Annotated in this window: 20 protein-coding genes and 1 rRNA gene; 14 read left to right on the top strand and 7 right to left on the bottom strand. The window is 54.2% G+C overall.

Translation table 11 applies throughout. From position 1 onward, the window contains the following. The first annotated feature begins 61 nt into the window (after window positions 1-61). The 8 genes from IAD09_08020 to IAD09_07985 all read left to right on the top strand — a co-directional run bounded on the left by IAD09_08020 (window position 62) and on the right by IAD09_07985 (window position 12,189). The gene (locus IAD09_08020) at window positions 62-3,625 is read left to right on the top strand and encodes a SusC/RagA family TonB-linked outer membrane protein (protein HIT82165.1); all 3,564 of its coding nucleotides are present in this window, start codon (window positions 62-64) and stop codon (window positions 3,623-3,625) included. Between the two features lie 27 nt (window positions 3,626-3,652). Next, complete coding sequence (locus IAD09_08015) at window positions 3,653-5,152, top strand: RagB/SusD family nutrient uptake outer membrane protein (protein ID HIT82164.1); 1,500 nt, start codon at window positions 3,653-3,655, stop codon at window positions 5,150-5,152. 11 nt (window positions 5,153-5,163) lie between these two features. Then, window positions 5,164-6,111: a hypothetical protein gene (locus IAD09_08010; GenBank protein HIT82163.1), complete on the top strand. Its 948-nt coding sequence runs from the start codon at window positions 5,164-5,166 to the stop codon at window positions 6,109-6,111. Between the two features lie 46 nt (window positions 6,112-6,157). Further along, a complete protein-coding gene (locus IAD09_08005) occupies window positions 6,158-7,849 on the top strand; it encodes a S8 family serine peptidase (protein ID HIT82162.1) in 1,692 nt (563 codons plus the stop codon). Window positions 7,850-7,855: 6 nt separating this feature from the next. Beyond that, complete coding sequence (locus IAD09_08000; protein HIT82161.1) at window positions 7,856-9,019, top strand: aspartyl protease family protein; 1,164 nt, start codon at window positions 7,856-7,858, stop codon at window positions 9,017-9,019. 13 nt (window positions 9,020-9,032) lie between these two features. Continuing rightward, on the top strand, window positions 9,033-10,175 hold the full coding sequence (locus IAD09_07995; protein ID HIT82160.1) for a hypothetical protein: 1,143 nt from the start codon (window positions 9,033-9,035) through the stop codon (window positions 10,173-10,175). A gap of 60 nt (window positions 10,176-10,235) precedes the next feature. Then, window positions 10,236-11,477 (top strand): thioredoxin fold domain-containing protein, encoded by a 1,242-nt coding sequence (locus IAD09_07990; GenBank protein HIT82159.1) that lies wholly within the window; start codon window positions 10,236-10,238, stop codon window positions 11,475-11,477. Window positions 11,478-11,559: 82 nt separating this feature from the next. Then, window positions 11,560-12,189, top strand: a complete 630-nt coding sequence (locus IAD09_07985; GenBank protein HIT82158.1) for an NYN domain-containing protein — start codon at window positions 11,560-11,562, stop codon at window positions 12,187-12,189. Window positions 12,190-12,262: 73 nt separating this feature from the next. On the opposite strand, the gene IAD09_07980 is transcribed toward IAD09_07985, so the two are convergent. Then, window positions 12,263-13,534 carry a Y-family DNA polymerase gene (locus IAD09_07980; GenBank protein ID HIT82157.1) on the bottom strand — a complete coding sequence of 424 codons (1,272 nt, stop codon included), beginning with the start codon at window positions 13,532-13,534 and terminating at the stop codon, window positions 12,263-12,265. Between the two features lie 63 nt (window positions 13,535-13,597). Further along, the gene (gene umuD, locus IAD09_07975) at window positions 13,598-14,029 is read right to left on the bottom strand and encodes a translesion error-prone DNA polymerase V autoproteolytic subunit (GenBank protein ID HIT82156.1); all 432 of its coding nucleotides are present in this window, start codon (window positions 14,027-14,029) and stop codon (window positions 13,598-13,600) included. 313 nt (window positions 14,030-14,342) lie between these two features. On the opposite strand from umuD, the gene IAD09_07970 reads away from it, so the two are divergent. From IAD09_07970 to IAD09_07945, 6 genes are all read left to right on the top strand, one after another. After that, window positions 14,343-15,185 (top strand): hypothetical protein, encoded by an 843-nt coding sequence (locus tag IAD09_07970; protein ID HIT82155.1) that lies wholly within the window; start codon window positions 14,343-14,345, stop codon window positions 15,183-15,185. A gap of 496 nt (window positions 15,186-15,681) precedes the next feature. Next, window positions 15,682-15,870 (top strand): VOC family protein, encoded by a 189-nt coding sequence (locus IAD09_07965; protein ID HIT82154.1) that lies wholly within the window; start codon window positions 15,682-15,684, stop codon window positions 15,868-15,870. Window positions 15,871-15,932: 62 nt separating this feature from the next. Then, window positions 15,933-16,844 (top strand): alpha/beta hydrolase, encoded by a 912-nt coding sequence (locus IAD09_07960; GenBank protein HIT82153.1) that lies wholly within the window; start codon window positions 15,933-15,935, stop codon window positions 16,842-16,844. A gap of 271 nt (window positions 16,845-17,115) precedes the next feature. Beyond that, on the top strand, window positions 17,116-17,805 hold the full coding sequence (locus IAD09_07955) for a response regulator transcription factor (protein HIT82152.1): 690 nt from the start codon (window positions 17,116-17,118) through the stop codon (window positions 17,803-17,805). Window positions 17,806-18,367: 562 nt separating this feature from the next. Further along, complete coding sequence (locus IAD09_07950; protein ID HIT82151.1) at window positions 18,368-18,853, top strand: outer membrane beta-barrel protein; 486 nt, start codon at window positions 18,368-18,370, stop codon at window positions 18,851-18,853. Between the two features lie 398 nt (window positions 18,854-19,251). Continuing rightward, window positions 19,252-20,031 (top strand): ZIP family metal transporter, encoded by a 780-nt coding sequence (locus IAD09_07945; protein ID HIT82150.1) that lies wholly within the window; start codon window positions 19,252-19,254, stop codon window positions 20,029-20,031. A gap of 83 nt (window positions 20,032-20,114) precedes the next feature. On the opposite strand, the gene IAD09_07940 is transcribed toward IAD09_07945, so the two are convergent. From IAD09_07940 to rrf, 5 genes are all read right to left on the bottom strand, one after another. Next, a complete protein-coding gene (locus IAD09_07940; protein ID HIT82149.1) occupies window positions 20,115-20,432 on the bottom strand; it encodes a DUF5056 domain-containing protein in 318 nt (105 codons plus the stop codon). Beyond that, the gene (locus IAD09_07935) at window positions 20,416-20,964 is read right to left on the bottom strand and encodes an RNA polymerase sigma factor (GenBank protein ID HIT82148.1); all 549 of its coding nucleotides are present in this window, start codon (window positions 20,962-20,964) and stop codon (window positions 20,416-20,418) included. Before IAD09_07935 ends, IAD09_07940 begins: the two co-directional genes overlap by 17 nt. After that, complete coding sequence (locus IAD09_07930) at window positions 20,951-21,421, bottom strand: hypothetical protein (GenBank protein HIT82147.1); 471 nt, start codon at window positions 21,419-21,421, stop codon at window positions 20,951-20,953. The genes IAD09_07935 and IAD09_07930 overlap by 14 nt, the downstream gene beginning before the upstream one ends. Before the next feature lie 157 nt (window positions 21,422-21,578). Then, entirely contained in the window at window positions 21,579-22,697 is a 1,119-nt protein-coding gene (locus IAD09_07925) for a hypothetical protein (GenBank protein ID HIT82146.1), read from the bottom strand. A gap of 324 nt (window positions 22,698-23,021) precedes the next feature. After that, window positions 23,022-23,130 (bottom strand): 5S ribosomal RNA (gene rrf / locus IAD09_07920). Window positions 23,131-23,138 lie beyond the last annotated feature (8 nt).

Below are 23,138 nucleotides of genomic sequence, written 5' to 3'. Positions count from 1 at the left end.
TTGTCGAGTAGCCAACTGAACTATTCGTGCTAATAAGAAACCCGAAACCAAAATTACTATGATGAAAACAGGAATACGACCGACATCGCTCCACATCGGCTACCTCGTGGCTCTGTTTCTACTTTTGCTGGCACCTTTGCAGGTCAGTGCCCAGGAAGCTCGGCTCTCCATCGATGTAAAAGACGCGACCTTAGATGCCGTGGCGTGGTATATCCAGCAAAAATCAAATTGCATCATCTCCTACGAAAGCGACGACATAGGAGAAATCAACCACTTAAACATCGCGGTAAAGAACAAGACCGTTTCGGAAATACTCGACTTGTGTCTCGACGGCACCGACCTTTATTATGAAAAAGAGGGCAACACCTACCTCATCAAGAAAAAAGCCGCCGCACGCAAAGTCTACATCACCGGTATCATCAAAGACGAGACCGGCGAGGTACTGCCGGGCACGACCGTGCAACTGAAAGGCACGAAAACAGGGGCGGTCAGCGGCATGGACGGCCGATACTCGATATTGATTCCCGACCAAAAAGGGGTGAAACTGCTCTATTCCTTCATCGGCATGGAGGCGCAAGAGAAGACCTACACCGGCAACACCCGCATCGACGTGACCCTGGCCGCGACTACCAATTCGATGGAGGAGGTAGTGGTTACCGGTTACCAAAACATCAAGCGCAAAGACCTCGTAGGCTCCTTCACGACCTTGAAGGTCGACGACATTCTCATGCCGGCCTACACCAGCATCGACCAGATGTTGCAGGGCCGTGTGGCCGGTATGGTGGTAACCAACACCAGCACCCGCGTGGGCACTTCGCCCCAAATACAGATACGAGGCACCTCGACACTGATGGGAAACCAAGACCCGCTGTGGGTGGTCGACGGCATCATACAGGAAGACCCTCTCGAACTGGAATCGGCCTCGCTCATGACCGATGACCTGAAAAACATCATCGGCAACCAGATTTCGTGGCTGAACCCGCAAGACATCGAGACCATCACGGTGCTGAAAGACGCTTCGGCCACAGCCATCTACGGTTCGAAAGCCTCGAACGGCGTCATCGAAATCACCACCAAGAAAGGGAAGATGGACCGGCTCACCATCAACTACTCGGCCAACTTCTCGATTACCAACCGCCCCCACTACGACGACCTCAACTACATGAACTCACAAGAGCGCATACAATTCTCCGAAGAGGCTTTCAACTGGGGGACGTCTTACGCCTCGGTGCCCATCAAGCAACCCTACACCTACGAGGGACTCATGCGCATGTACCTCGAAAACGACATCTCGCAAGAAGAGTTCCTGCGACAGCGCGCCGTCTTGGAGACCCAAAACACCGACTGGTTCTCCCTGCTCACCCGCAACGCATTCAGCCACAACCACAACCTGAGCGTGCGCGGCGGCACCAACAAGATTTTCTACAACACGTCGGTGAGCTATGCCAAGTCGTCGGGTCAGGAAATCGGCAACGACAGCGAACGCATGACGGGCCGCATCAACATCGACTTCACGCCCAACGACAAGTTGAGCATCAACGCCTCGATAAGCGGCAGCGTAAGCGAGACGACGGGCTTCGGTCAGAATGTCAACCCGCTGCAATATGCCACAACCGCCAACCGCACCATACCCGCGTATGACGAAGCCGGCAACCCCGTTTTCTACCAAAAGAGAGCGACCTACTCGCTGAACAACACCGTCACCTCGCTCAGCTACAACTTCATGAACGAGCGGGACAACAGCGGCTCCTCCTCAAAATCGACCGACCTCTCGGCGTCGCTCGACCTGAAATGGCGCATTCTCGACTGGCTCACCTATCAGTTTACCGGCGGATACAGCAATACCAACAGCGACAACCAGTCGTACCGCACCGAACGCACCTTCGGCATCGCCGAGGACTATCGCGGATATGACTTCAACTCGGTGCTGCCCAGCAGCCCCGAATTCAAGGCCGCCATGCTGCCTTTCGGCGGTGAACTGTTTACCAACAACTCCCGCCAGACCTCTTACAACATACAGAACAAGTTGCAGGTGTCGAAATCGTTCGGCCGCGCGGGCCGCTTAAACGCCCTCATCGGCGTCGAAGTGCGCTCGGCCACCAACAACGCCATCTCCAACACCGTCTACGGCTATGTGCCCGACCGGGGCGAGAAACTGGTGCAACCCACCCCGCTCAGCGATTTGGTACCCATAAGCGGCGGCATCGACAAGGCGTGGGGTATTCTCCAACGCATCTACGAGGGTCAATGGCGGAAAACGAACCAGACCAACAACTTCTTCTCGGTCTTCGCCACCTTTGCCTACTCGTTCCTCGACCGATATGTAATCAACGCCAATATCCGTAACGACGCGTCGAACCGCTTCGGACAAGATGCCAACCACCGCATCGACCCCACCTACTCGTTCGGTTTCTCGTGGCGGGCCTCGGAAGAATTCTTTATCAAAGATTACCTGCCGTGGCTGACCGTGCTCAATTTCCGCGGTACCTACGGCATACAGGGCAACGCCATCACCCGGCTCAGCCCCGACCTCATTCTCACCCAAGGAACCATCGCCAACCTCTACAACCAATACCAATCGACCATCTCCCAAATACCCAACCCCAACCTCAGTTGGGAACGCACGACGAGTTGGAACGTAGGTCTCGACCTGGAGCTCTTCCACATGGTAAACATGAACCTCGAATACTACTCCCGACGCTCCAATGCCATCGTGGCCCAGTCGCTGCCCTATGAGTACGGTATCTCGGAGATGAACATGAACGGCGGTATCATCACCAACCAGGGGGTGGAATACACCGTCAGCTTCACGCCGGTGCAGACCCGCGACTTTGCCATGAGCATCAGCGTGAACGCCTCGAAAAACTGGAACCGTGCCGGCAAGTCGGACTACGAAGCCGTGACGTCCGACTTCCTGAACGGCCGCACCGATGTCATCGTCAAGGAGGGATACCCCATCGGGGGCTTTTGGTCATACTCGTTTGCCGGGCTCGACGGGCAGACGGGACAACCGCTCTTCAACCTCCTCGACGTTCCCGAGGAGATGCGCAGCCGCACGCTCGACCCCACGACCTATCTCGTGTACTCGGGCCAACGCGACCCCTTCTTTACCGGCGGCCTCAACCTGAGCATACGCTACAAGTCGCTCACCCTCAGCACCAGTTTCTCGGTACTGCTGGGCGGGAAAAAGCGTCTGCTCTCGCCGTATGAACAGTTTGGCAACCGCTACTTCATGCCCGAACCCGACGTGAACGTGAACCGCGACCTCCTCAACCGTTGGAAAAAGCCGGGCGACGAGTTGCACACCATCATCCCCTCCCTGCCGGGACAGAGCCAAGTCTACATAAGCCTTCCTAACGGAGAGACGGAATATCCCATCTATGTGTGGGAAGAGTCGGACGCCATGGTGGTAAACGCCTCTTTCCTCCGCTGCCAGCAAATCGGGCTCTCGTGGAATATCAAGCCCGGTAAACTCGAAAAGATAGGAGTGAGCAATCTCATGCTCAGTGCCAACGTCAACAACATTTTCGTCATCGCCAGCAAGCGATTCAACGGATTCGACCCCGAAGTGCAGAACAGCGTCATGCCCCGCACTTTCTCCTTGGGCATCAACGTCGGATTTTAACATAACCTCACCACAAACAACCCGCTCATGACCAAATATATCCTCACCGCCATTCTCGCTCTTACCGCACTCTCCTGCGGCGATTTTCTCGAACCCAAATCGCAAAGCGAGTTCGTACCCAAAGAGGCAAACGCCCTCAACGAAATGCTGCTGGGCGAAGCCTATCCCAAACCGTCGGGCTCGACCAGCATCAGCGCCTATCTCGAAATCTTCAACGACGACATCTGCTGCGCCGATACCGAAGGTACGCTCGACGACAACTCCATCAGTTTCGAGAGCGGATACCAAGCCCTCTTCGGCTGGCAACCCACCATGTTCATCACCATGGAGGGTTTGGGCATGATGCCGATAAACATTTGGGAAAGCACCTACGAATTTATCCTGGGCGCCAATGCCGCCCTCGACTATATCGACGGCGTAACGGGAACCGCCGAGGAGAAAGCCTACGTCAAGGCACAAGCCTACGCCCTGCGGGCATTCTACTACTTCTTGCTGGTAAACACCTACGGTATGCCCTACAACTACGACAAGACGTCGCTCGGCGTACCCTTGAAACTGACCAGCGCCCTCGAAAACAAATTTCTCGAACGCAACACGGTCGACGAAGTCTACCAACAAATATTCGAAGACCTCGACAATGCCGAGGATTTGTACCTGACCCTTCCCCGCGAGAAACAGTACCAGCCCGACGGCAAGACCAGCCTGCCCATGGTGCAGTTGCTCAAATCGCGCGTATATCTCTACACCGAGAACTGGACCGAGGCTCAACGTTATGCCCAAAAGGTCATCGACGAATGGAACTTCTCCCTCACCGACCTGCGCACCTTGCCGGCAGCATCGACCGCCCAGCCCTACTACAACTTCATCAAGATGGACAGCCCCGACTGCGTTTGGGTCTACGGCAGCATCGCCGACATATCTTATTACCTGAACCTGTATGTCACGCTCAGCGACAACTCCACACAGAAGTTTTTCAACGCCTCGCCCGACCTGCTCGACGCCTTTACCCCCGGCGACCTGCGCAAGAAACACTATATCGTAACCGAATACCGCAACGACGCCATCTACCTGCCGCTCGGGAAATACCAAATCGAGGCCAATCACGAGCCGGGTAACTCCAACTCCTTCGGGCAGGCTTTCCGCCTGGCCGAGGCATACCTCAACGCGGCCGAGGCTGCGGTGATGAACGATGAAGAGGGACTTGCCCGCACCTTGATCGAGGAGTTGCGGCAGAAACGTTTCAACGAAGAGAACTATACGCCCATCGACCCCACCCTCACGGGCGACGCCCTGCTCGAACGGATACGCCTCGAACGGCGTCTCGAACTCTGCTTCGAAGGGCACCGCTGGTTCGACCTGCGACGCTACGGAATGCCGTCGTTCTCGCGCGACTGGAAAAAACAGGGGGTTGTTACCAAACGCTACACGCTCCAACACAACGACCTCTCGTATGCCATGCCGCTGGCGCCCTCGATTCTGGAAAAGAATCCCTACCTCGAACAAAACCAACTGGCACCCGAACGATAAAATATATTCCCATGAATATGAAAATAAAATTCCTCCCCGTTTTCTTTCTCTCGGCCGTCATCTCCCTCACCGCCTGCCACAAGGAAGAGGCAATCATACCCTCGAACGAAGGCATGCCCACGCGGTTTGAATTTCCACAAGGAAACCAGCCGTGGGATCAGGACATCATCGACATTCAGAAAAAATTCGGCATATACCTCATCTACAAAGATTTCAGCTCCGACGACTTCAACCGCAGCTGGACCGGCGGCGGTGGCTCCTACACCGGCAGCGACCTCACCGACGAGCAGGCCCGCTGGTATGTCGACTTCATGAAAGACCACATCTTTGCCTACCTCACGCCCGAGATCACCAAGAAGGTACTGCCCATCTACTACTATCTGGTGTATGACTTTTACATACCCAATACGTTCGGCACCATCACGTTCAAGGTTCCACAGAACAACTATTTCGAGGGGCTCGACTTTTGGCTGGTATGTCTCGAAGGCGAACCCGACCCCACAAGCGGCGAACAGATACTCAAACCCGTCGACGCCAAGACCTATCACCAGCGCCGCGGCATGATCATGCAGAAGATTTTTGCCAAAGCCGTGGAGGCGGGCACCATCGTGATTCCCGATGAATTTTACGACGGGTTCGACTTCAAAACCGGGCTGGTAACCGGCATCGGCAAAGAGAGCGACCCCAACTATTACCTCAACCGGGGGTTTGTCGACAAAATCTTCGGTCTCATGTTCGACCAGACGATATACGTCTACGAGATACCCACCCGCGAAGATGCGTTTCTCGACTACGTCAACATTGCCATGCGCTACACGCGGGAGGAGTTTGACCAACGCTACCCGGCCGACCAATACCCGTTCATACGGCAAAAATACGACCTGGTGAACCGCCTGATGGCCGACACCTACCACATCGACCTCGAAGCCATCGCGCAAGGCCCCGAAATTCTCGAATAAACCCACTACCCTATACTCCCAAACCACAACGCATTAAAACCGGAACATGAAAAAAACAATATGGATACTCCTCTTTGCCTTGGCCGGTCTCCACGTCCAAGCGCAGGAAAAGGCAACGACATCGAGCCAAAGCGAGCTCGACTGGTACAACTGCTCGGTCGAAGAAGACCAGGTGTTTGGCGCCGCCGTCAACAAGGCGTATGATTACCTGAAAGGCCGTAAAATCAAGAAACAACCCATCGTCGCCCTCATCGGCGGCGGCATGGACATCGAGCATGAAGACCTGAAACAGTCCATCTGGAAAAACCGAAAAGAGAAAGACAACCAGAAAGACGACGACAAGAACGGTCTCGTCGACGACCTTTACGGGTGGAACTTCCTCGGCGGCAAAGACGGCCGCATCATGGAGTACACCATGGGCGAAGGCGACCGGGAATTCATGCGGCTCAAAGAACGCTATGCCGACTACATCTACAACCAAGGGAAATTCTATAAAATCATCGACGGCCGCAGAGTCGAAGTCGAAGCCCCCGACAGTGAATTTTACTATTACTACAACCAAGTGCTCGAAGAGTCGAAACTGGCCCGTGCATACGGCGGATATATGTTCTCCTACGTCATCAAGGAATACGGCGACCGCTTCTACGACCAGATGCGCGAACGCTTTCCCGAGAAAGAGTCTTTCACGCTGAGCGATTTCGAGACCTGCTACGACAAGGACGCCCCGCAAGACAGCCTCTCCGACGCCGCTTTCCTGCTCATGGCCTACGCATTCAGCCTCTACAACACCGACCAGTGGGAGACCGTCTACAACACCTTCGTGGTGCCTACCGTCGAGAACGGACGGGAAATGTATGAAGAGGTGCTGAACAAGCCCGAGAGCAACGACCATCGCCGCGAAATCGTCGGCGACGACCCGCTCGACCTCTCCGACGACCGCTACGGCAACAACCAACTGCTCACCGCCGACGCCGCACCGGGTGTCATGGCAGCCGGTATCATTGCAGGCAAACGCGGCAACGGACTGGGTAGCGACGGCATCGCCGACCAAGCCCGCATCATGACCCTGCGCGTATGTGCCAACGGTGGCGACCCCTACCTCAAAGACATGGCACTGGCCATGCGCTACGCCATCGACCACGGGGCCGACGTCATCGTCTTGCCGGGACAGAACACCCTCTACCCCGAAGAGCAGAAACAATGGGTGGCCGAGATGCTGAGATATGCCGAGGAGAAAGGCGTGCTGGTCGTCGTTCCCGTATATGACCTCTCGCTCGACCTCTCCGAGATAACTTTCTTCCCCAACCGCAACATGGACGGCGGAAAAGGGCTGACCAACCTCATCACCGTGGCTGCCTCGGACAAGGCAGGCAACCCGTCGATGAACGCCAACTACGGCGTAGAGGGCCTCGACCTCTTCGCTCCCGGTATCGACATCTACTCGGCCTACACGGGCGACAGCTATCGCACCGGCAGCGGCGAATTTCTGGCAGCCGCCTCGGTAGCCGGTACCGCCGCCCTGATAAAGAGCTATTTCCCCAAACTCACCGGCTCGCAGATACGCGACATTCTGCTCCGCAGCGTGACATCGCGCCGCGGTGCCGAAGTCGAGAAAGGTATCCGCGTCGACGACAATGCCACGCAAGACCTCTTCCTCTTTGAAGATTTGTGTGCCTCGGGCGGAATCCTCAACGCCTACCAGGCCATCGTCGAAGCCGAAAAAACCGCCAAGAAATAACCGGATATGCTCAAAAGACTGCTCGGCTCGGTAACCTTATGCCTCTGCTGTTTGATGGTGCAGGCACAACCCGTCGCCTCGACGATGCCTTACCGGCTCGTTGCCGGCAAGCTGGTGATGGAAATGTCCGTCAATGGGACGACCTACCCCTTCGTCCTCGATACCGGCGGGCAGACCTCGTTTCTGAAATCGTTTGCCGACCGCCTCGGCTGGACGGCCGTCGACACGCTCACAGCCGTTGATGCCAACAACGAGACAATCTCTTTCGCACGGGTGGCCGTGTCGCACATCGCCACACCCGACGGCAAGATAACCTTCTCCGACGTTCCCGCCCTGCTGCTCGAACAAGACGCCGGGCTCTCCTGTTTCGGTGCCGTGGGCATCATCGGCAGCGACATGCTCGGCGAGATGATACTCTCCATCGACGGTGAGAGCCGCACCCTCACGCTCGCCCCGGGCAGCGCCGCCCCGGCCATCTCGCTGCGGAGGCTCATCGAGTTCGATGCTGCGGCCGGCGGTATGCCCATCATACCGTTCCAAGTCGTGCCGGGCATCACCTTGAAAGCCCTCTTCGACACCGGGTCGCCGCAACTGCTCTCGCTCCGCGCGCAAGATTACCAGCGCATCGACGGGCGTGCCGGCGTGCAATGCCTGGCCCGCAGCTACGGAGAGAGCAACATGGGCATCTCGGGGCGACGGCAGGAAGAAGAGGCCATGCGAGTGGGCATACCGGCGCTGTCGGTAGGCTCGGTCAAGTTCGAAGCCGTCGTCACGACCACCGCCGAAGCCCCCATCTCGCTGCTGGGCACCGAACTGCTCACATACGGACGCATCACCATCGACTATCCCCGCCAACGGCTCTACTACGAAGCCTACCGGCCCGAAGAGACACACCGGCCCGAAAGCCGATATGCCGACATCGAACTCACCGTGAAAGAGGGCGACCTGGTAGTGGCCCGTGTCTGGGGCGAAGACCATGAGGGTATAGCTCCGGGCGACAAGGTGTTGGCGATAAACGGGAAACCGGTGGGAACATTCGACTTCTGCGAGAGCATCACCCAAGGCATTCCCGCGCTGAAAAAGAAAAAGAAATCCCGGCTGACTATCGACTGTCGAGCCGGAGAAAAGACCGTCGTTTATGAACGTAAACCGATTCGCTTCAACCGCTAAGCTCACGCGGCTCATCGTCGCCCTCGTATTCGCAGGGCTGGCAACCGACCCGTCGGCCGCCCAGATACAGAACCGGGTGTGCGACACCATACCCTACGACTATATTCACAACCGCATCGTCATACCCGTCGTGCTCAACGGCATACCGGTGCGCTACATCGTCGATACCGGCGGACAGACGGGTACCGTGGCCGAGGTGGCCGTAAAGGCCGGCGCCGAGGCGCAAGGCTATGCCGGCGTGTCGGACCTGAACAGCAACAAAAGCGTTTTCCAAAAAGGAGTCATCAGCAACGTCGCACTCTCGCCACACCATACCCTCGCACAACTCTCCTCGCTCATTCTGCCCGAGAACGGATTTTTCGACGAGCTGGGAGTCGTCGGCATTCTGGGGTGCGACGCCTTCGCCGGCACGGTCGTAACCATCGACGAACGGAACAAGATTTTGGTCATCAACATTCCCTACCGTCCCGAACGGCTGAAAGTCGGCGACGGTCTGCCGCTGCTCTCGACCAACAGCTTGCACCCCATCGTCGAGGTACCGTTCGGTAACACGACCGTCGAGGTACTCTTCGACACGGGCGTACCCGACTTTCTCCTGCTCTCGATGCAAGACGCCGAGAGACTCACCACCGCACAGGCCGCACACAAGGAGAGCGAAGCCTTCGGCATCGTGGGAGCGGGCATACACGGACTGGGCGACCCGGTAAAAATCGCACGCCTCACCGTTCCCGAACTCACTGTCGGCTCCCAACGCTTTACGGGAGCCTCAGGCACCACGACGGTCATGGACAACAGCATCATCGGCGCCTCCCTGCTGCACCACGGAAAGGTGGTCATCGACTTCCTGCGCCGGCGTTTCTACTTCCTGCCCTACTCACAAGAGCCGGTCGACATGGCCGACGAACCGGGCCATTGGAATGTCGACATACTGCCGCTCGACGGTGCTTTCCGCATCACCACCGTGTGGGAGAGCCTCGGCGGACAGGCCGCTTTCGGCGACAAGGTCGTCGAGATAAACGGCACCCGGCTCGACGGTGTGCCCATGGACGAATGGTCGATACGCCGCATCATGGCCGACATACCCACCGACACGGCCACCCTCATCATCGAAAAAGAGGGGAAAGAAAGGCGCATCATCATAACGAAAGAAAAATAAACGATTATGAAAAAACGTATCCTCCAAATAGCCTTGTGGTGCATTGCCGGCCTCATCGTCATGGACGGCACGGCACAGACAAGCGGCTCGTCGTATGTTTTCGACTACCGCGACACCGACGGGAAAATCATCGTCACGCTCGACGTCAACGGTCGTGCGGCCGACTTCGTCGTCGACCTTGCCGGGCACACCGCACTCCTTCCCGCACACCTCGACGCACTGGGCATCGACACCACGCGGCACGGAGACCCGGGCTACGACCACTTTCTCTACAAGCAAGTCGCCACACGCGGCATCGTGGAGATAGGAGCCCTCACCCTTGGCGACGCCATCTACAAGAGCAACGTGCCGGCCTTTGTGCTCGACGGCGACCCCGCCTACCTGCAATCGCTCGACGTGGCGGGCATTATCGGAGGTTCGTTCTTCCGCGACATGGTGCTCACCATCGACTCGCGCCATCGCAAAATCACACTGTCGCTTCCCTACCGACCCTCCTACATGAAACTCAACTGCCGCGCCGACATGCGCCTGCTGCCGGGCAGCGGCATCGCGTGCGACGTAACCATCGGCGGGGAAAACCGGAGCCTGCTCCTCGACACCTGGGCCGATGCCCTCGTCAACCTCACGGCCGCCGACTACGAGACATGGAACCTCACCACGGGCACAACGGCCGCCGGCAACAGCCAGCCGGCCTACTCGGCTCCCGTCACCACCAACGAGGCGGCCCCCCTGCCCGACTGGACATTTGTAAAAACGCCTCTGACGGGCGGCATAGCCGTGAAAGACACCGTGCTCTCTCACTCGACCCTGGGGCTCGACCTGCTCCGGAACGGACTTCTCTCCATCGACTTTCCCCGGCAGAAAATCTATTACCAACCCTTCGACCTCGTTGCCGTAACCTACGAGGCAACGGCCGCGAAGGCCGACACCGTCGCCGAAGCCGACGGGACGGTTACCCCCATCAACAAAGATTTCTTCGTGCGGCACATCTTCGACTACCGCCTCGGTGGAGATCCCAAGCTCAAATGCCGGAAACCGGTGGTCATCGACTTCTGGGCCACCTGGTGCATTCCCTGCAAAAGGCTGCTGCCCGAGATAGAGAAGTTTGCCCGGGAATACCAAGGCCGGGTATCGTTCTACAAGGTCAATGCCGACCTCGAAAAAGAACTCTGCCAATACTTCAACGTGCAGGCGCTTCCCACGTTGATATTTATTCCCGTTGATGGCAAACCCATCGTCGAGGTGGGCGCCACGCCCGAGAAATACCGGCAGATAATCGAGGAGAAATTGTTGGGACAATAGGCGGCAGACCGGGTGGAAAATTTTTCTTTTCGGAGAAAAGAGCTATCTTTATGGCATCGAACGCAATAAAACGGTATGACCCATGAATGACTCGATTCAATCCATAGGCTTGTTTATCGACGGCGGCTACTATGCCAAAGTGAACGAAAACCTCGAAGAGACCTCGCGCCTCAACATCGACCTCGCCGCCTTGATGAAGTATATCCGCGACGTGGTGGGCCGGTTGAGCCACACCCGGGCCGCCGACAGCCACATTACCGAGAGCCACTACTTCCGCGGGCGTTACCGGGTCGACGAGGCCGCCAACAAGCACCTGCTCTTCGACGAGCGCCGATTTGAAGACTCGCTCATCGAGAACGACGTCATCTTCCACTACAAGCACCTGCGTTCGATACAGCGGGGTGGCAACGAAACGGTGATAGAAAAGGGCATCGACGTGTGGTTCGCCCTCGAAGCCTACGAACTGTCGACGATACGGCATTTCGACTACGTCGTGCTCATCACCGGCGACGCCGACCACGAGATGCTCATACGCAAACTCAAAGCCCTGAAAATCTATACCATTCTCCTCACTTGGGACGTAGCCCGCGGCGAAACCTCCACCTCACGATTCCTGCGCGAAGAAGCCTGCACCCACATCGAACTGAGCAAAGAAGTGGCCCTCAACCCCGCCCTGCTCGGCCAGCTTTGCCGCCCCGTCCGCACGGAGTAGCCGTCTCTTCATCAATCCTAAAAACTAGATAAGGGATTTCGTCGGAGCTGCTCCCCGCGGCGACTTACCCGTCTTACGACTTGACTTGAATGATTTCGTCGAGGCGGGTGGTGTATTGGCGGCTGCGGTGCTCGCTCTTGATGTGCCATGTCGTGTCGTAGCCTTGCAGGGCTATGCGCACGGTGTCGTGGCCGTTCTTGCGGTTGATGCGGTCGATGGCTTCGGCCAAAGCCGACTGGCGGGCGCGGTCAACGGTGTCGAAGAGGTAGGTCTGCACGGCCGTATCGGGCACCAGGTCGCACACCATCACGCCGGCCTTCTTGTAATCGTAAATTTCCTCACGGGGATAACTCTCGCGCAGGAGGCCGACAACGGCCGAGATGATTTCCTGCACGTCGCCGGTGGGTACCGGCAGGTAACGCGTGCGGTAGATGGTATCTTGCGGGGAGTCTGTCGAGAAACGGCTGGTACGGGCAAAAACGGTTACCGCCCGGCAGTAATGATGTTGCCGGCGCAACTTGCGGACACAGGAAGCGGCGAAGTTGGCAACGGCCTCTTCGAGTTGAGCACGACGGCGTATGCCCCGGTCGGGGAAGCTGCGCGAGGTGCATATCGACTTCTTCTCGGGTATCTCATCGTCGCCGATGCAGGCGATACCCTGCAACTCTTTCCAGGTGCGCACCCCCGAGACGGTAAAGTGGCGACGCACCCAACTCTCGCCCCGTGCCACGAAATCGGCGGCAGTGGCCACGCCGAAATATTCCATCTTGGCCAGGTTGTGCCGACCGACACCCCACACCTCGCCAATGGGACAGCGGGCCAACGCCTTGCACCGTTTCTCTTCGCTGTCGATGAGACACACCCCGGCATATCCGCTGTATTTCTTGCCGAAATGGGCCGCCACCTTGGCCAGGGTCTTGGTAGGTGCTATCCCCACCGTTACGGGAATGCCGGTACCGCGCTCCACGGTGCGGGCCATACGCCGGGCATACTCGGGCAACGCCTCATTGGAGCAGACGCCCGTGAGGTCGAGAAAAGCCTCGTCGATGGAGTAGGGCACACAGTCGGGCGAAAACTCGGCAAGGAGCGACATGACACGGCGGCTCATGTCGCCGTAGAGATTGTAATTGCTGCTGAAAACCGCCACGTTGCCACTCTCCAAAAGGCCGCGAATCTGATACAAGGGGGTACCCATCTTGATGCCCATGGCCTTCACTTCGTTGCTGCGGGCCACCACACAACCGTCGTTGTTGGAGAGAACGACGACCGGCTTGTCGCGCAGGGCGGGAGCAAACACCCGCTCGCACGAGACGAAGAAATTGTTGCAGTCGACCAAGGCTATCATACGAAAGGATAGATAAAAGGGGTAAAAAACAGCCGGTAGAGAAAAACGGGAGAAGCCGAAAAGTCAGCGCTGCCGCTTGATGTTGTAGGTAACCACGCCCCACACGACAAAATGGTTCTCGGCCGTGACACGCAGGGGAGGATAGTCGTCGTTGGCCGGGACGAGCCACAGGCAGTTGCCGGCCTTGTCGATGCGAATGCGTTTGAGCGTGAACTCCCCGTCGACAAAAGCCACGACGATGTTGCCGTCTTGCGGTTCGAGCGCCTTGTCGACGATGAGCAGGTCGCCGTCGTCGATGCCGCAGTCGCGCATCGAATCACCCTTGGCCCGGGCATAAAAAGTCGTAGCCGGGTGACGTATCAATTCCTTGTTGAGGTCGATAGACTCGGTCTCATAATCCTGTGCCGGACTGGGAAAGCCCGCCCGCACACCGCCTTCGGCATAGTCGACCGAGAGGCCGGTCTTCACATCGGCCGCAAAAAGTTTGACTTTCATATCACTCGGGAACCTTTCTCCAAAATCCAATAAAATGAATCAAAAAAACGTCTTCTTACGGGACATATCTTATCTTTCAAAGATAACATGCCTGTCTGAAAAAACAAACATATAGGCTGTTTTTAACAGGGAAAGAACATACCTGTCTCCCCGTTAAAACAAGCCAATACTTCCACCAATCTTTCAGAAACCCTACCTCTAAATTTGCATATACAACACACTTTCTTAAAAAACAATAAAACAAAAATTATTTTATTGTATATTTAAGTTTTCAGACATATATTTGAGAAATTACATATTAAATTATTTCGATATGAAAAACTTATATTCTTTTTTATTTATAATCATTTTAGACGTTTTTTTTCAATCTTGTTCTAACAACAATGATTTCGTAAGTATACATCAAGAGCCAATGACCTTTATTCAAAATAATATCGATGAGTTTGAAAAAAAATACATTACAACAAAAGTTGGTCACGAATATTATGAAAACAGCATCAAACTTTTTGGATTCCAAACCATTTATATCGAAGAAGAAGGGAGAGAAGCTTTAAGAGATTTTGTAAAAAATCATAGCAATGAAATTCCCAATCATCATTATATTTCAAAAGATTATTCTTATATTAGAATCTATTATCCTTTAAGTGATGCTATTATTGAAATTGACGGAGGAGAATTCTTGTCAAATAAATTGGGTATTATAAAAATAAACAACATAACCAATTTATCTACTATAAAACTAATCGGAAGAAAAAAAACTGAAAAAATATTAGGAACAAAAAATAATATAATAAAAGGAAATAAGATCCTTTTTAGAGAACAAAGAGAAGAAACATACTGCAAAGATAACCAGATTTTAATATTCGATTTTGGAGACCTCTGTTCATGTGAACAAGACAATCCAAACATGAAGAAAACGACAATGGGTATCCCTTGTTTCCAAAATCATGGGAATAAAAATTGTACCACAGCCTTTGGCATAACAATAAATGAAGGACGATGTACTTTTCAAGAAAAAATCTGCATGGACTATAATGGGCCTAACACAGATTGTGTAAAATATAATAAAACCCATTGGAAACGCTATAGAAATTTTGTAGGTAGTGATTGCGATTATGCTATGGGGCAAGGGTATTGCTGGAACGAACTCATGTAAAACTAGAGAACAAAAAACATCAAATTTCATAACATACTATCCCCATAAAAATAATCCCATGTACTCAGTTGGCGTTTTTTTAGCATTTGATTTTCTCCTTTTTATTCTCATGGATGCGGCTTACAGATTATGCCCGCCCAAAATCATAGAAAAGAAACAAGAATATGTCTTGTTTTTTCTCGACTTTCTAAGCCTGTATTTCACGCTCTTCATTTTCATTACCAATATAGTCAAAGAGCCCTCTTTCTCACACTTTTTGTTTTGGACTTTGCTGTTCCCAGTATTGTTTCTTTTTCACTTGATATACCATTTTAAAACCGTAAATAAAAGCAGGCATCTCTCATTTTTCCTATTCTTCGTGGCTGTCTACGTTTTAGCTATAAGGGCATCTACACTCATTCTTTACATGTTCAGTTCCATGTAAATAGTATCGACCGCATATACTTTTGTTTCCGTCCCGATTTTCTATCTTTGCGGAAACGATTTTTCTATTTAAATGAAGATAGAACACTTGGCCATTTGGGTGGGCGACTTGGAACGGTTACGCCGATTCTATATGAAATATTTCGATGCAGAATGTGGTGAGATGTATGTCAACGATGTAAAAAAATTCTCCTCCTACTTCTTGACTTTCGGGAAAAACGGAGCCCGCATAACGCTGATACACATGTCCAATACAGAATAACAACCCAATGGGAAAAAGAATAATTTCATACTTTTATCCTTATCAAAAGACTTTCTTATGCCATGAAAAAATTTGTATTTTTTCTTTGTCTCATGAGCCTGATTACAACTGTCGAAGCACAAGAATTCATACCCATTTGGGAAAAAGGTAAAATGCCCAACAGCCGGGGGCTGAACCTGCCCGACAGCATCGCCAACGAACGTATCTATCAGGTCGGCACGCCAGGGCTTTACCTCTTCGAGACCTCCCAAGCCGAAAACAAGGGCGCGGCCGTGGTCATCGTACCCGGCGGAGGCTATGCCCGGCTGGCCTATCAAATCAGCGGCTTCCAGCTTGCCAAATGGTTCAACACGATGGGATTCACCGCCTTTGTGCTGCAACACCGGCTGCCGCAGTCGCCCGATGTCGAGACCTGCTACCAGGCTCCGTTGCAAGACATGCAACGCGCCTTGCGCTACATTCGCGCCCATGCCGACCGCTGGGGCATCGACCCGCAACGCATCGGCGTCATGGGTTCATCGGCCGGAGGACACCTGTCGGCCTGCGCCGCCACCATTACCGACGATTGGAGCCGCGCCGGCGACCGTCTCGACACGGTATCGTTCCGCCCCGACTTCGCCATACTCGTTTCGCCCGTCGTGTCGATGGACGAGATTGCTCATAAAGGGAGCCGGGAGAATCTGCTGGGCACATACGACACCCCCGCAATGCGCGACAAATTCTCCTGCAACAAGCAGGTGTCGGAGTCGACCCCGAAAATGTTTATCGTCCATGCCATGGACGACCCCGCCGTGTCGTGTCTCAACAGCCTGCGCCTCTTTGAGGCGCTGAAACGCCACGACATCAAGGGCTCGTCGCTGCACATCTTCCCCAACGGCGGGCACAGCATCGCCCTGCGCAACAACCCCGGTTCGACCAACGACTGGACCCGTCTGGCCGAAGAGTGGCTCCACGAAACGGGTCTATTGCATTGACCCGTCTGTTCCCCCGCCATACCGGGGCCGAGGCGGCCCGCCTTGCAGCGGGTCGCCTCGGCCGCTATACGGGAAGGTAAGTCCCATCATGTTACAAACCTGTAACACACTTATTACAATTACATTAAACCATTCGACAGGTATTTTTTATCTCATCCCAGCCTTATAATTTTGTGCCATGACTTAGGAGATTCCCCCCGGGGATATGTTCGAGACGAACAGACTCACTCCAAGCCAACCAGTTTTCACACGGCGTTTTCAAGTAATGAATATGAGTGCTTCGAAACAAAAAATCCTCGTGGTCGATGATGAAGAGTCGCTCTGCGAGATAATCCAGTTCAACCTCGAAGTCGAAGGTTATGATGTCGACACGGCCAACAGCGCCGAAGAGGCGTTGCGTCTCGACCTGACGAGTTACGACCTTATCCTGCTCGATGTGATGATGGGAGAGATAAGCGGATACCGTTTCGCCCGCATGCTGCGCGAACGCCCCGAAACAGCCCGCATACCCATCATCTTCTGCACCGCCCGCGACTCCGAAGACGACATCGTCACGGGGCTCAACATCGGTGCCGACGATTACATAGCCAAGCCATTCTCAACCCGCGAAGTGATAGCCCGCGTGCGAAGCGTCCTTCGCCGCACCGAACACCAAGAGGAGAAACGTGACGACGGGACGCTCGCCTTCGAGACGCTCCAAATCAACCGACGCCGGAAATGCTGCACCATCGACGGCGAAGAAATCGAACTCACCAAGAAAGAATTTGAGATTCTCGACCTCTTCCTCAGCCACCAAGGCACCATACTCTCGCGAGCCGACATTCTCAATCAGGTATGGAGCAACGATGTGGTCGTTCTCGACCGCACCATCGACGTCAATATCACACGCTTACGAAAAAAAATAGGCCGTTACGGGAATCACATCATCACCCGTTTGGGATACGGATATGGATTTGAATAAATCAAAAAGAAAGTAAAAAAGCAGCCAATATCGAATACAACAAAGGCGATTTTTGACAAAAAGTTTGGATAAATGCCAAATATCGCCATCTTTGCTTTTGCAAATAAAATCGGAGCCTGCCGACGACCTCACCTACACCGAAGAAGCGGGTGAAGGATCGACGATCGACGCCATGGCTCTCGACACAACGTTCCCTTCAAAAAAACACCTCTCTTCTCGTCAGGGAACTGTGTCTTGATGCTGAACAAAGACAAACAGGCAACCGACACTTCCCCAACGGGTCCAAAGTCGAAAGCAACACCCGATAGCTCGGTATTCAATGGAAAGAAATCACCTTTAAATAAGGCTGTTTCGACATTCTCCCGGTAAACTTTTGCGCCGCCCAAGCATGAGAGATGCTTGGGCGGCATCTTTTTCATGACAGGCTGGTGGATTATGTCCAAACTCGCTCTCGACACAGAATGAAACCACGACAACCGCCCGTATATCTTTTTTAACATCTATCACCACAATCCGCGATAAAAATTTACTACCTTTGATAATAACTTTAATTTTCAGCGATATGAAAAAGGTATTATTTGCAATAGCCGTACTGTGTTTGACAGCAACACAAGCCTTTGCACAAGATCTCAAAGGAGACATGGGTATCAACGTACACGCCGGTATCTCTTCGACCGGTGGAGCACAAGGACTGGCCGGAGTGGAATTTCGCGTAGCCGTGGCCGACGGTTGGCGTTTGGCTCCGCAATTCAACATCGGTGGCGGACACGACCTGAAATTTTTCGACATCACGGTCGATGCCCATTATGTCATCAACACCACCCTCAAAAATTTCTCGGTCTATCCCATTGCCGGTGTCGGTTATGACCACTATTGGCAGAAGTATCGGACCTACAAATCGACGGCCAACCGCATTTTCCTCGACCTGGGTTTTGGAGGAGAATACGCCATCAACGAAGCCATCTCCATCACAGCCGAAGCAAAGAGCCAGTGGATGACCAATATGAGCAAGGGTATGTTGCTCGTCGGTTGCTCTTACAAATTCTAACCATCTCTCCCACCATTAGAAAACGCACCTCGTCGGGGGTGCGTTTTCTATATCCCAACCGCCACGTCGTCCCCCCCCATCATGATGAATAACGACGCGTATCGGCCTGTTCTTTGGATGGATCCCCCACTTTTGCCGGGCTCCATTCCCGGGTTTCTTATCATACGCCAAGGTGGATCATTCCCCGTGCGACGGGGAATCCACGCATATCGCTTCCACACGAGGTCATAAAACATCGGTTCGCGAGAGGAATTTTGGATTCCGCTCCAAGGCGGGAATGACAATTCAAAGAGATGGGGAGGCGCCTCGGCATAGCCAACGGCGAAATCTTCGCTTTCTCCTTGCCTCTGCTCTTGCCTTTCACTATCTTTGCCCGTACTACTTCAATACAAAATCTTATGGACGGATTATTCTTGGGGCTACTGTTGCCCTTTGCCGGTACGGTGACAGGCGCCGCCTGTGTTTTCCTGCTGAGAGACTCATTGCCGGGTATGCTGCAAAAAGCCCTGCTGGGTTTTGCCTCGGGGGTCATGGTGGCCGCCTCGGTGTGGTCGCTGCTCATTCCCAGTATCGAACTGAGTGGCGCTGAGGGTGCCTGGGCGGTCATGCCGGCCACGGTAGGATTCTTGGCCGGCATGGGCTTCCTGCTGCTGCTCGACCACATCACCCCGCACCTTCACCTCGACAGCAAAAAGCCCGAAGGACCCCGGAGCCGACTCTCCCGCACCTCGATGCTCACCCTGGCGGTAACGCTGCACAACCTGCCCGAGGGCATGGCCGTAGGAGCCGTCATGGCCGGCGTACTCACCCAGTCGGCCGACCTCTCGGCAGCCGGAGCCATCGCCTTGTCGATAGGTATCGCCATACAGAACATTCCCGAAGGGGCCATCATATCCATGCCCATGCTGGCCGAAGGAAACAGCAAGAAAAAATCATTTGCCCTCGGTGCCCTGAGCGGAATCGTGGAGCCACTCGGAGCCATCATCACCCTGCTGCTGGCCGCCTATGTAACACCGGTTCTCCCCTATCTGCTCGCCTTCTCGGCCGGCGCCATGCTCTATGTCGTGGTCGAGGAGCTCATACCCGAGAGTGCGACCGGCCGCCACAGCAATATCGGCACGATAGGATTTGCTGTCGGTTTTGCCCTGATGATGATTCTCGACGTCGTCCTGGGCTAAACTCATTTTTTACAAGACAAAAAAGGGAAGGCATCGAACGAATTTTCGATGCCTTCCTCTTATAATAATATGCCGGGACAAGATTACCGCCCGATGTGCAGCAGGCGATTCAGTTGCAAACCAAGCCCGCAAGCCGAAGCCAGGACACAGAAAGCAGCTACCACAAGCGACTTGTAATCCTGGGCATGCAGGCACACCCGGGCATAATCGACATATACCGCCGCAGCCACGATGCACATCACGACAAAAACCGCCCACGCCACGCGACGGGCCATCGACGAACGGCGGGGCAGACGGGCCATCACCCGGCGCGTAAACCACTTGTCGGGCTCGTCTTCCAGAGCCCGGCGTCCGCTTTCTTTGAAAAGCGACCGTAAAGTCTCATCATTCATCTCTTTCATATCGGTCTTGTTTGAAATATTCGCTTACATGTTGTTTTCCTCTGAACAGTAACGTCTTCACGCTGCCCTCGGTGCGTTCCATCACCGAAGCGATTTTGGCGATGGGCATATCTTCGAGATAGAAAAGCGACAGCGCCATGCGCTCTTCGGGACGCAGCGTGCCCAACGCCCTCATGACATCGATTTTCTCGGCAACCGGCATCGGCTCGACACTCAGGGCGGCCACCTCGTCGGAATCGATACTGTCGAACTTCTCCATACGCCGGCTGTAATCGTAGAAAAGATTGCAGGCAATGCGGAAGAGCCAGGTCGAGAACGACGACAGCCCCTTGTAACTCCTTATCCGCTCGTAGGCCCGCAGAAACGTGTCTTGCGCCAGGTCGTCGGCCAGATAGGAATCGCCGCCGGTGAGATGCAACAGGAAACGACGGAGCCTCACCTGATACTTCTCGACCAGATGGGCAAAAGCCCGGCGGTCGTCCCAAAGGACACACCGGGCTATCCAAGCCGCCTCTTCGCTACTGTTTTTCATCGGCCGAGTCGTCTTTGTCGCCCTTTTTTTCCAAACGTTGCAGGGCATAGACCAGGAAGCCTCCCAGGCTCATGACCAGGAATATAATGGCCACGCCGGTAAAAATATATTCGCCCGAGACCCAGCCCATGAAGAGGGATCCAAGCCCTATACCCAGGTATGTATTCTCCTCTTTGAGCGGTTTACGCTTTTTCCTGGGAGACCAAAAACCGTCGGGCAAATCACGGCCGCTCTCCAACGACTTCTCGATAATGCGCGCACGCATTTGGGATTTGCGGTAATTGTATATCAAGATGGCAATCAAGATGGCCAACACCACCACAAAAGGCACCACAAGGATCGAAACTGTCAGGGGTATAATGTTCGAGGCTATTTCGTCCAAAAAGCCGTTATCGGCCAGGGCGATACTTGGTAAGGCAAGCAATATGGCTGCGGTCAGCAAAATTTTATTTTTCATTGTTGTATGTTTTATAGATATTAGACGAAGCAAATATGCAAAAAGTTTCGTAACGATAAAATTTATTCTCCGTTCCCCCACAAACGTAAACCGGGTTTTCTCTCCGCACCAAGTCTCGGGCTGTGCCCGGAGTGGCAACCGAACGGCGCAGCGTTCATCATCGGTCCGACAGATATTCGAGCAGGTTATGCAACCGCTCCGTCCTGTTTTTCCCGGGGATTCTCACATCGGGACGAACGCCAACCTCGCCATTGAATGTGCCGTCGGCATTGATACCGCTATCAATGGGATAGCGCACAAGAATACCGCTCTCGGGCAGGCAGACGATACCCGGGTCGGAGCCCATGCCCTGCGTGGCCGTGGTCCGCCCCACAAGGGTTGCCCAGCCGGTACGCTTGCAGAAGTCGGCCCATATCCCCGACGAAGAGAAAACGCCGCCATCGACCAACAAAAAGATTTCCCCCTCGAACGCCACCGGATTCTCGGGCCGGATTTTCTGGTGCGTCTCATGGACATAATAAGAGCCGTCAAACAGCTCGTCGGGCAACGAGCCCCCTTCGGGCTGACTTTCCAACCGATAAGATTTCCGGCCAAAATAGCGGGGCTTGAAATATTTGTTCAACTCTCCATTTTTGGAAAGCACGTCTGTGGAAAATTCCAACGGTTCGTCGATAAGGCGCGGCACGATATGCTCCGACCAGTAACGCGTATTGCCGCCTCCGTTACCCTGAATGTCGATCACCAGACAACGGGCATCGGCAATCGACGACAGGAAGCGGTCTATTTTCTCTCCGTCGACAGCCAGCGAAGCCATGTCGAGCGCCTCGATGCGCATGTAGGCCACCCGACCGTCGCACAGTATCGTATCGCGGTAATACGAAACAACCGGTCGGGAGCCCTCACCGCTATTCACACTCGGTTTGTTCGAGAACATACGGCTCCAATAGGCGGCTCGGCCTTCGCTGCGCCGTATCGTCTTGACCCACCTTTTATATCCGCGGTTCGAGGCATACGCCTCTTCAAAAAACTCCGGCAGAGCCGTCGGGAACAAGTCGAGATGCCCGTCGCGGAGTTCCTTGATGATGCGATTCAGCGCCGAGATATAGCTCTTGTTGTCGGTAGTGGCCTTCAACCGCTCGACATACTCGTCGTGCCGTGCCAGCCAGTCGATACCAAATTTACGCTCGGCCACCCCGAAGAAAGGGTAGTTGTCGCGCAACACCCCGTAGAGGTATTCAAAGTCAGCCACCTTCTGCTCAGGAGTAAGCGGCGCCATCTCCACACACTCTTCCGTCTGTGCCGACAGACAACATGCACATAGACATAAGAATGAAACTAGACAAAATTTCCAAATTTTCATAATTCTCACCTCTTAATGGTGTTTTTGCATTAGACGTGCAGGAGAGAGAAAAAGTTTCACCTTTTCTTCCCCGTTTGTTGGCTGAGGGGTGCGTGTCTGTGGCTGAGGGGTAAGTCGCAGGTGGTTTGTTGGTGGTTTGTCGGCGGGTTGTTGGCTGTTGGGGGTTAGCGGTGCCGGCTCTCTGGGGAGTGGGTGTGGGGGTATAAAAAAAAACGCCGGGGACTTTTGTCTCCGGCGCTGAGGGGGCGGCTACCTACTCTCCCGCTTGCGCAGTACCATCGGCGTGATCAGGTTTAACTTCTCTGTTCGGTATGGGTAGAGGTGGAGCCCTGATGCTATAACCACCTTAGTCTTTTT

It is taken from the genome of Candidatus Caccoplasma merdavium, from assembly GCA_018715595.1.
GTDB lineage: Bacteria > Bacteroidota > Bacteroidia > Bacteroidales > UBA11471 > Caccoplasma > Caccoplasma merdavium.
This window is presented reverse-complemented; position numbering and strand designations above follow the sequence as displayed.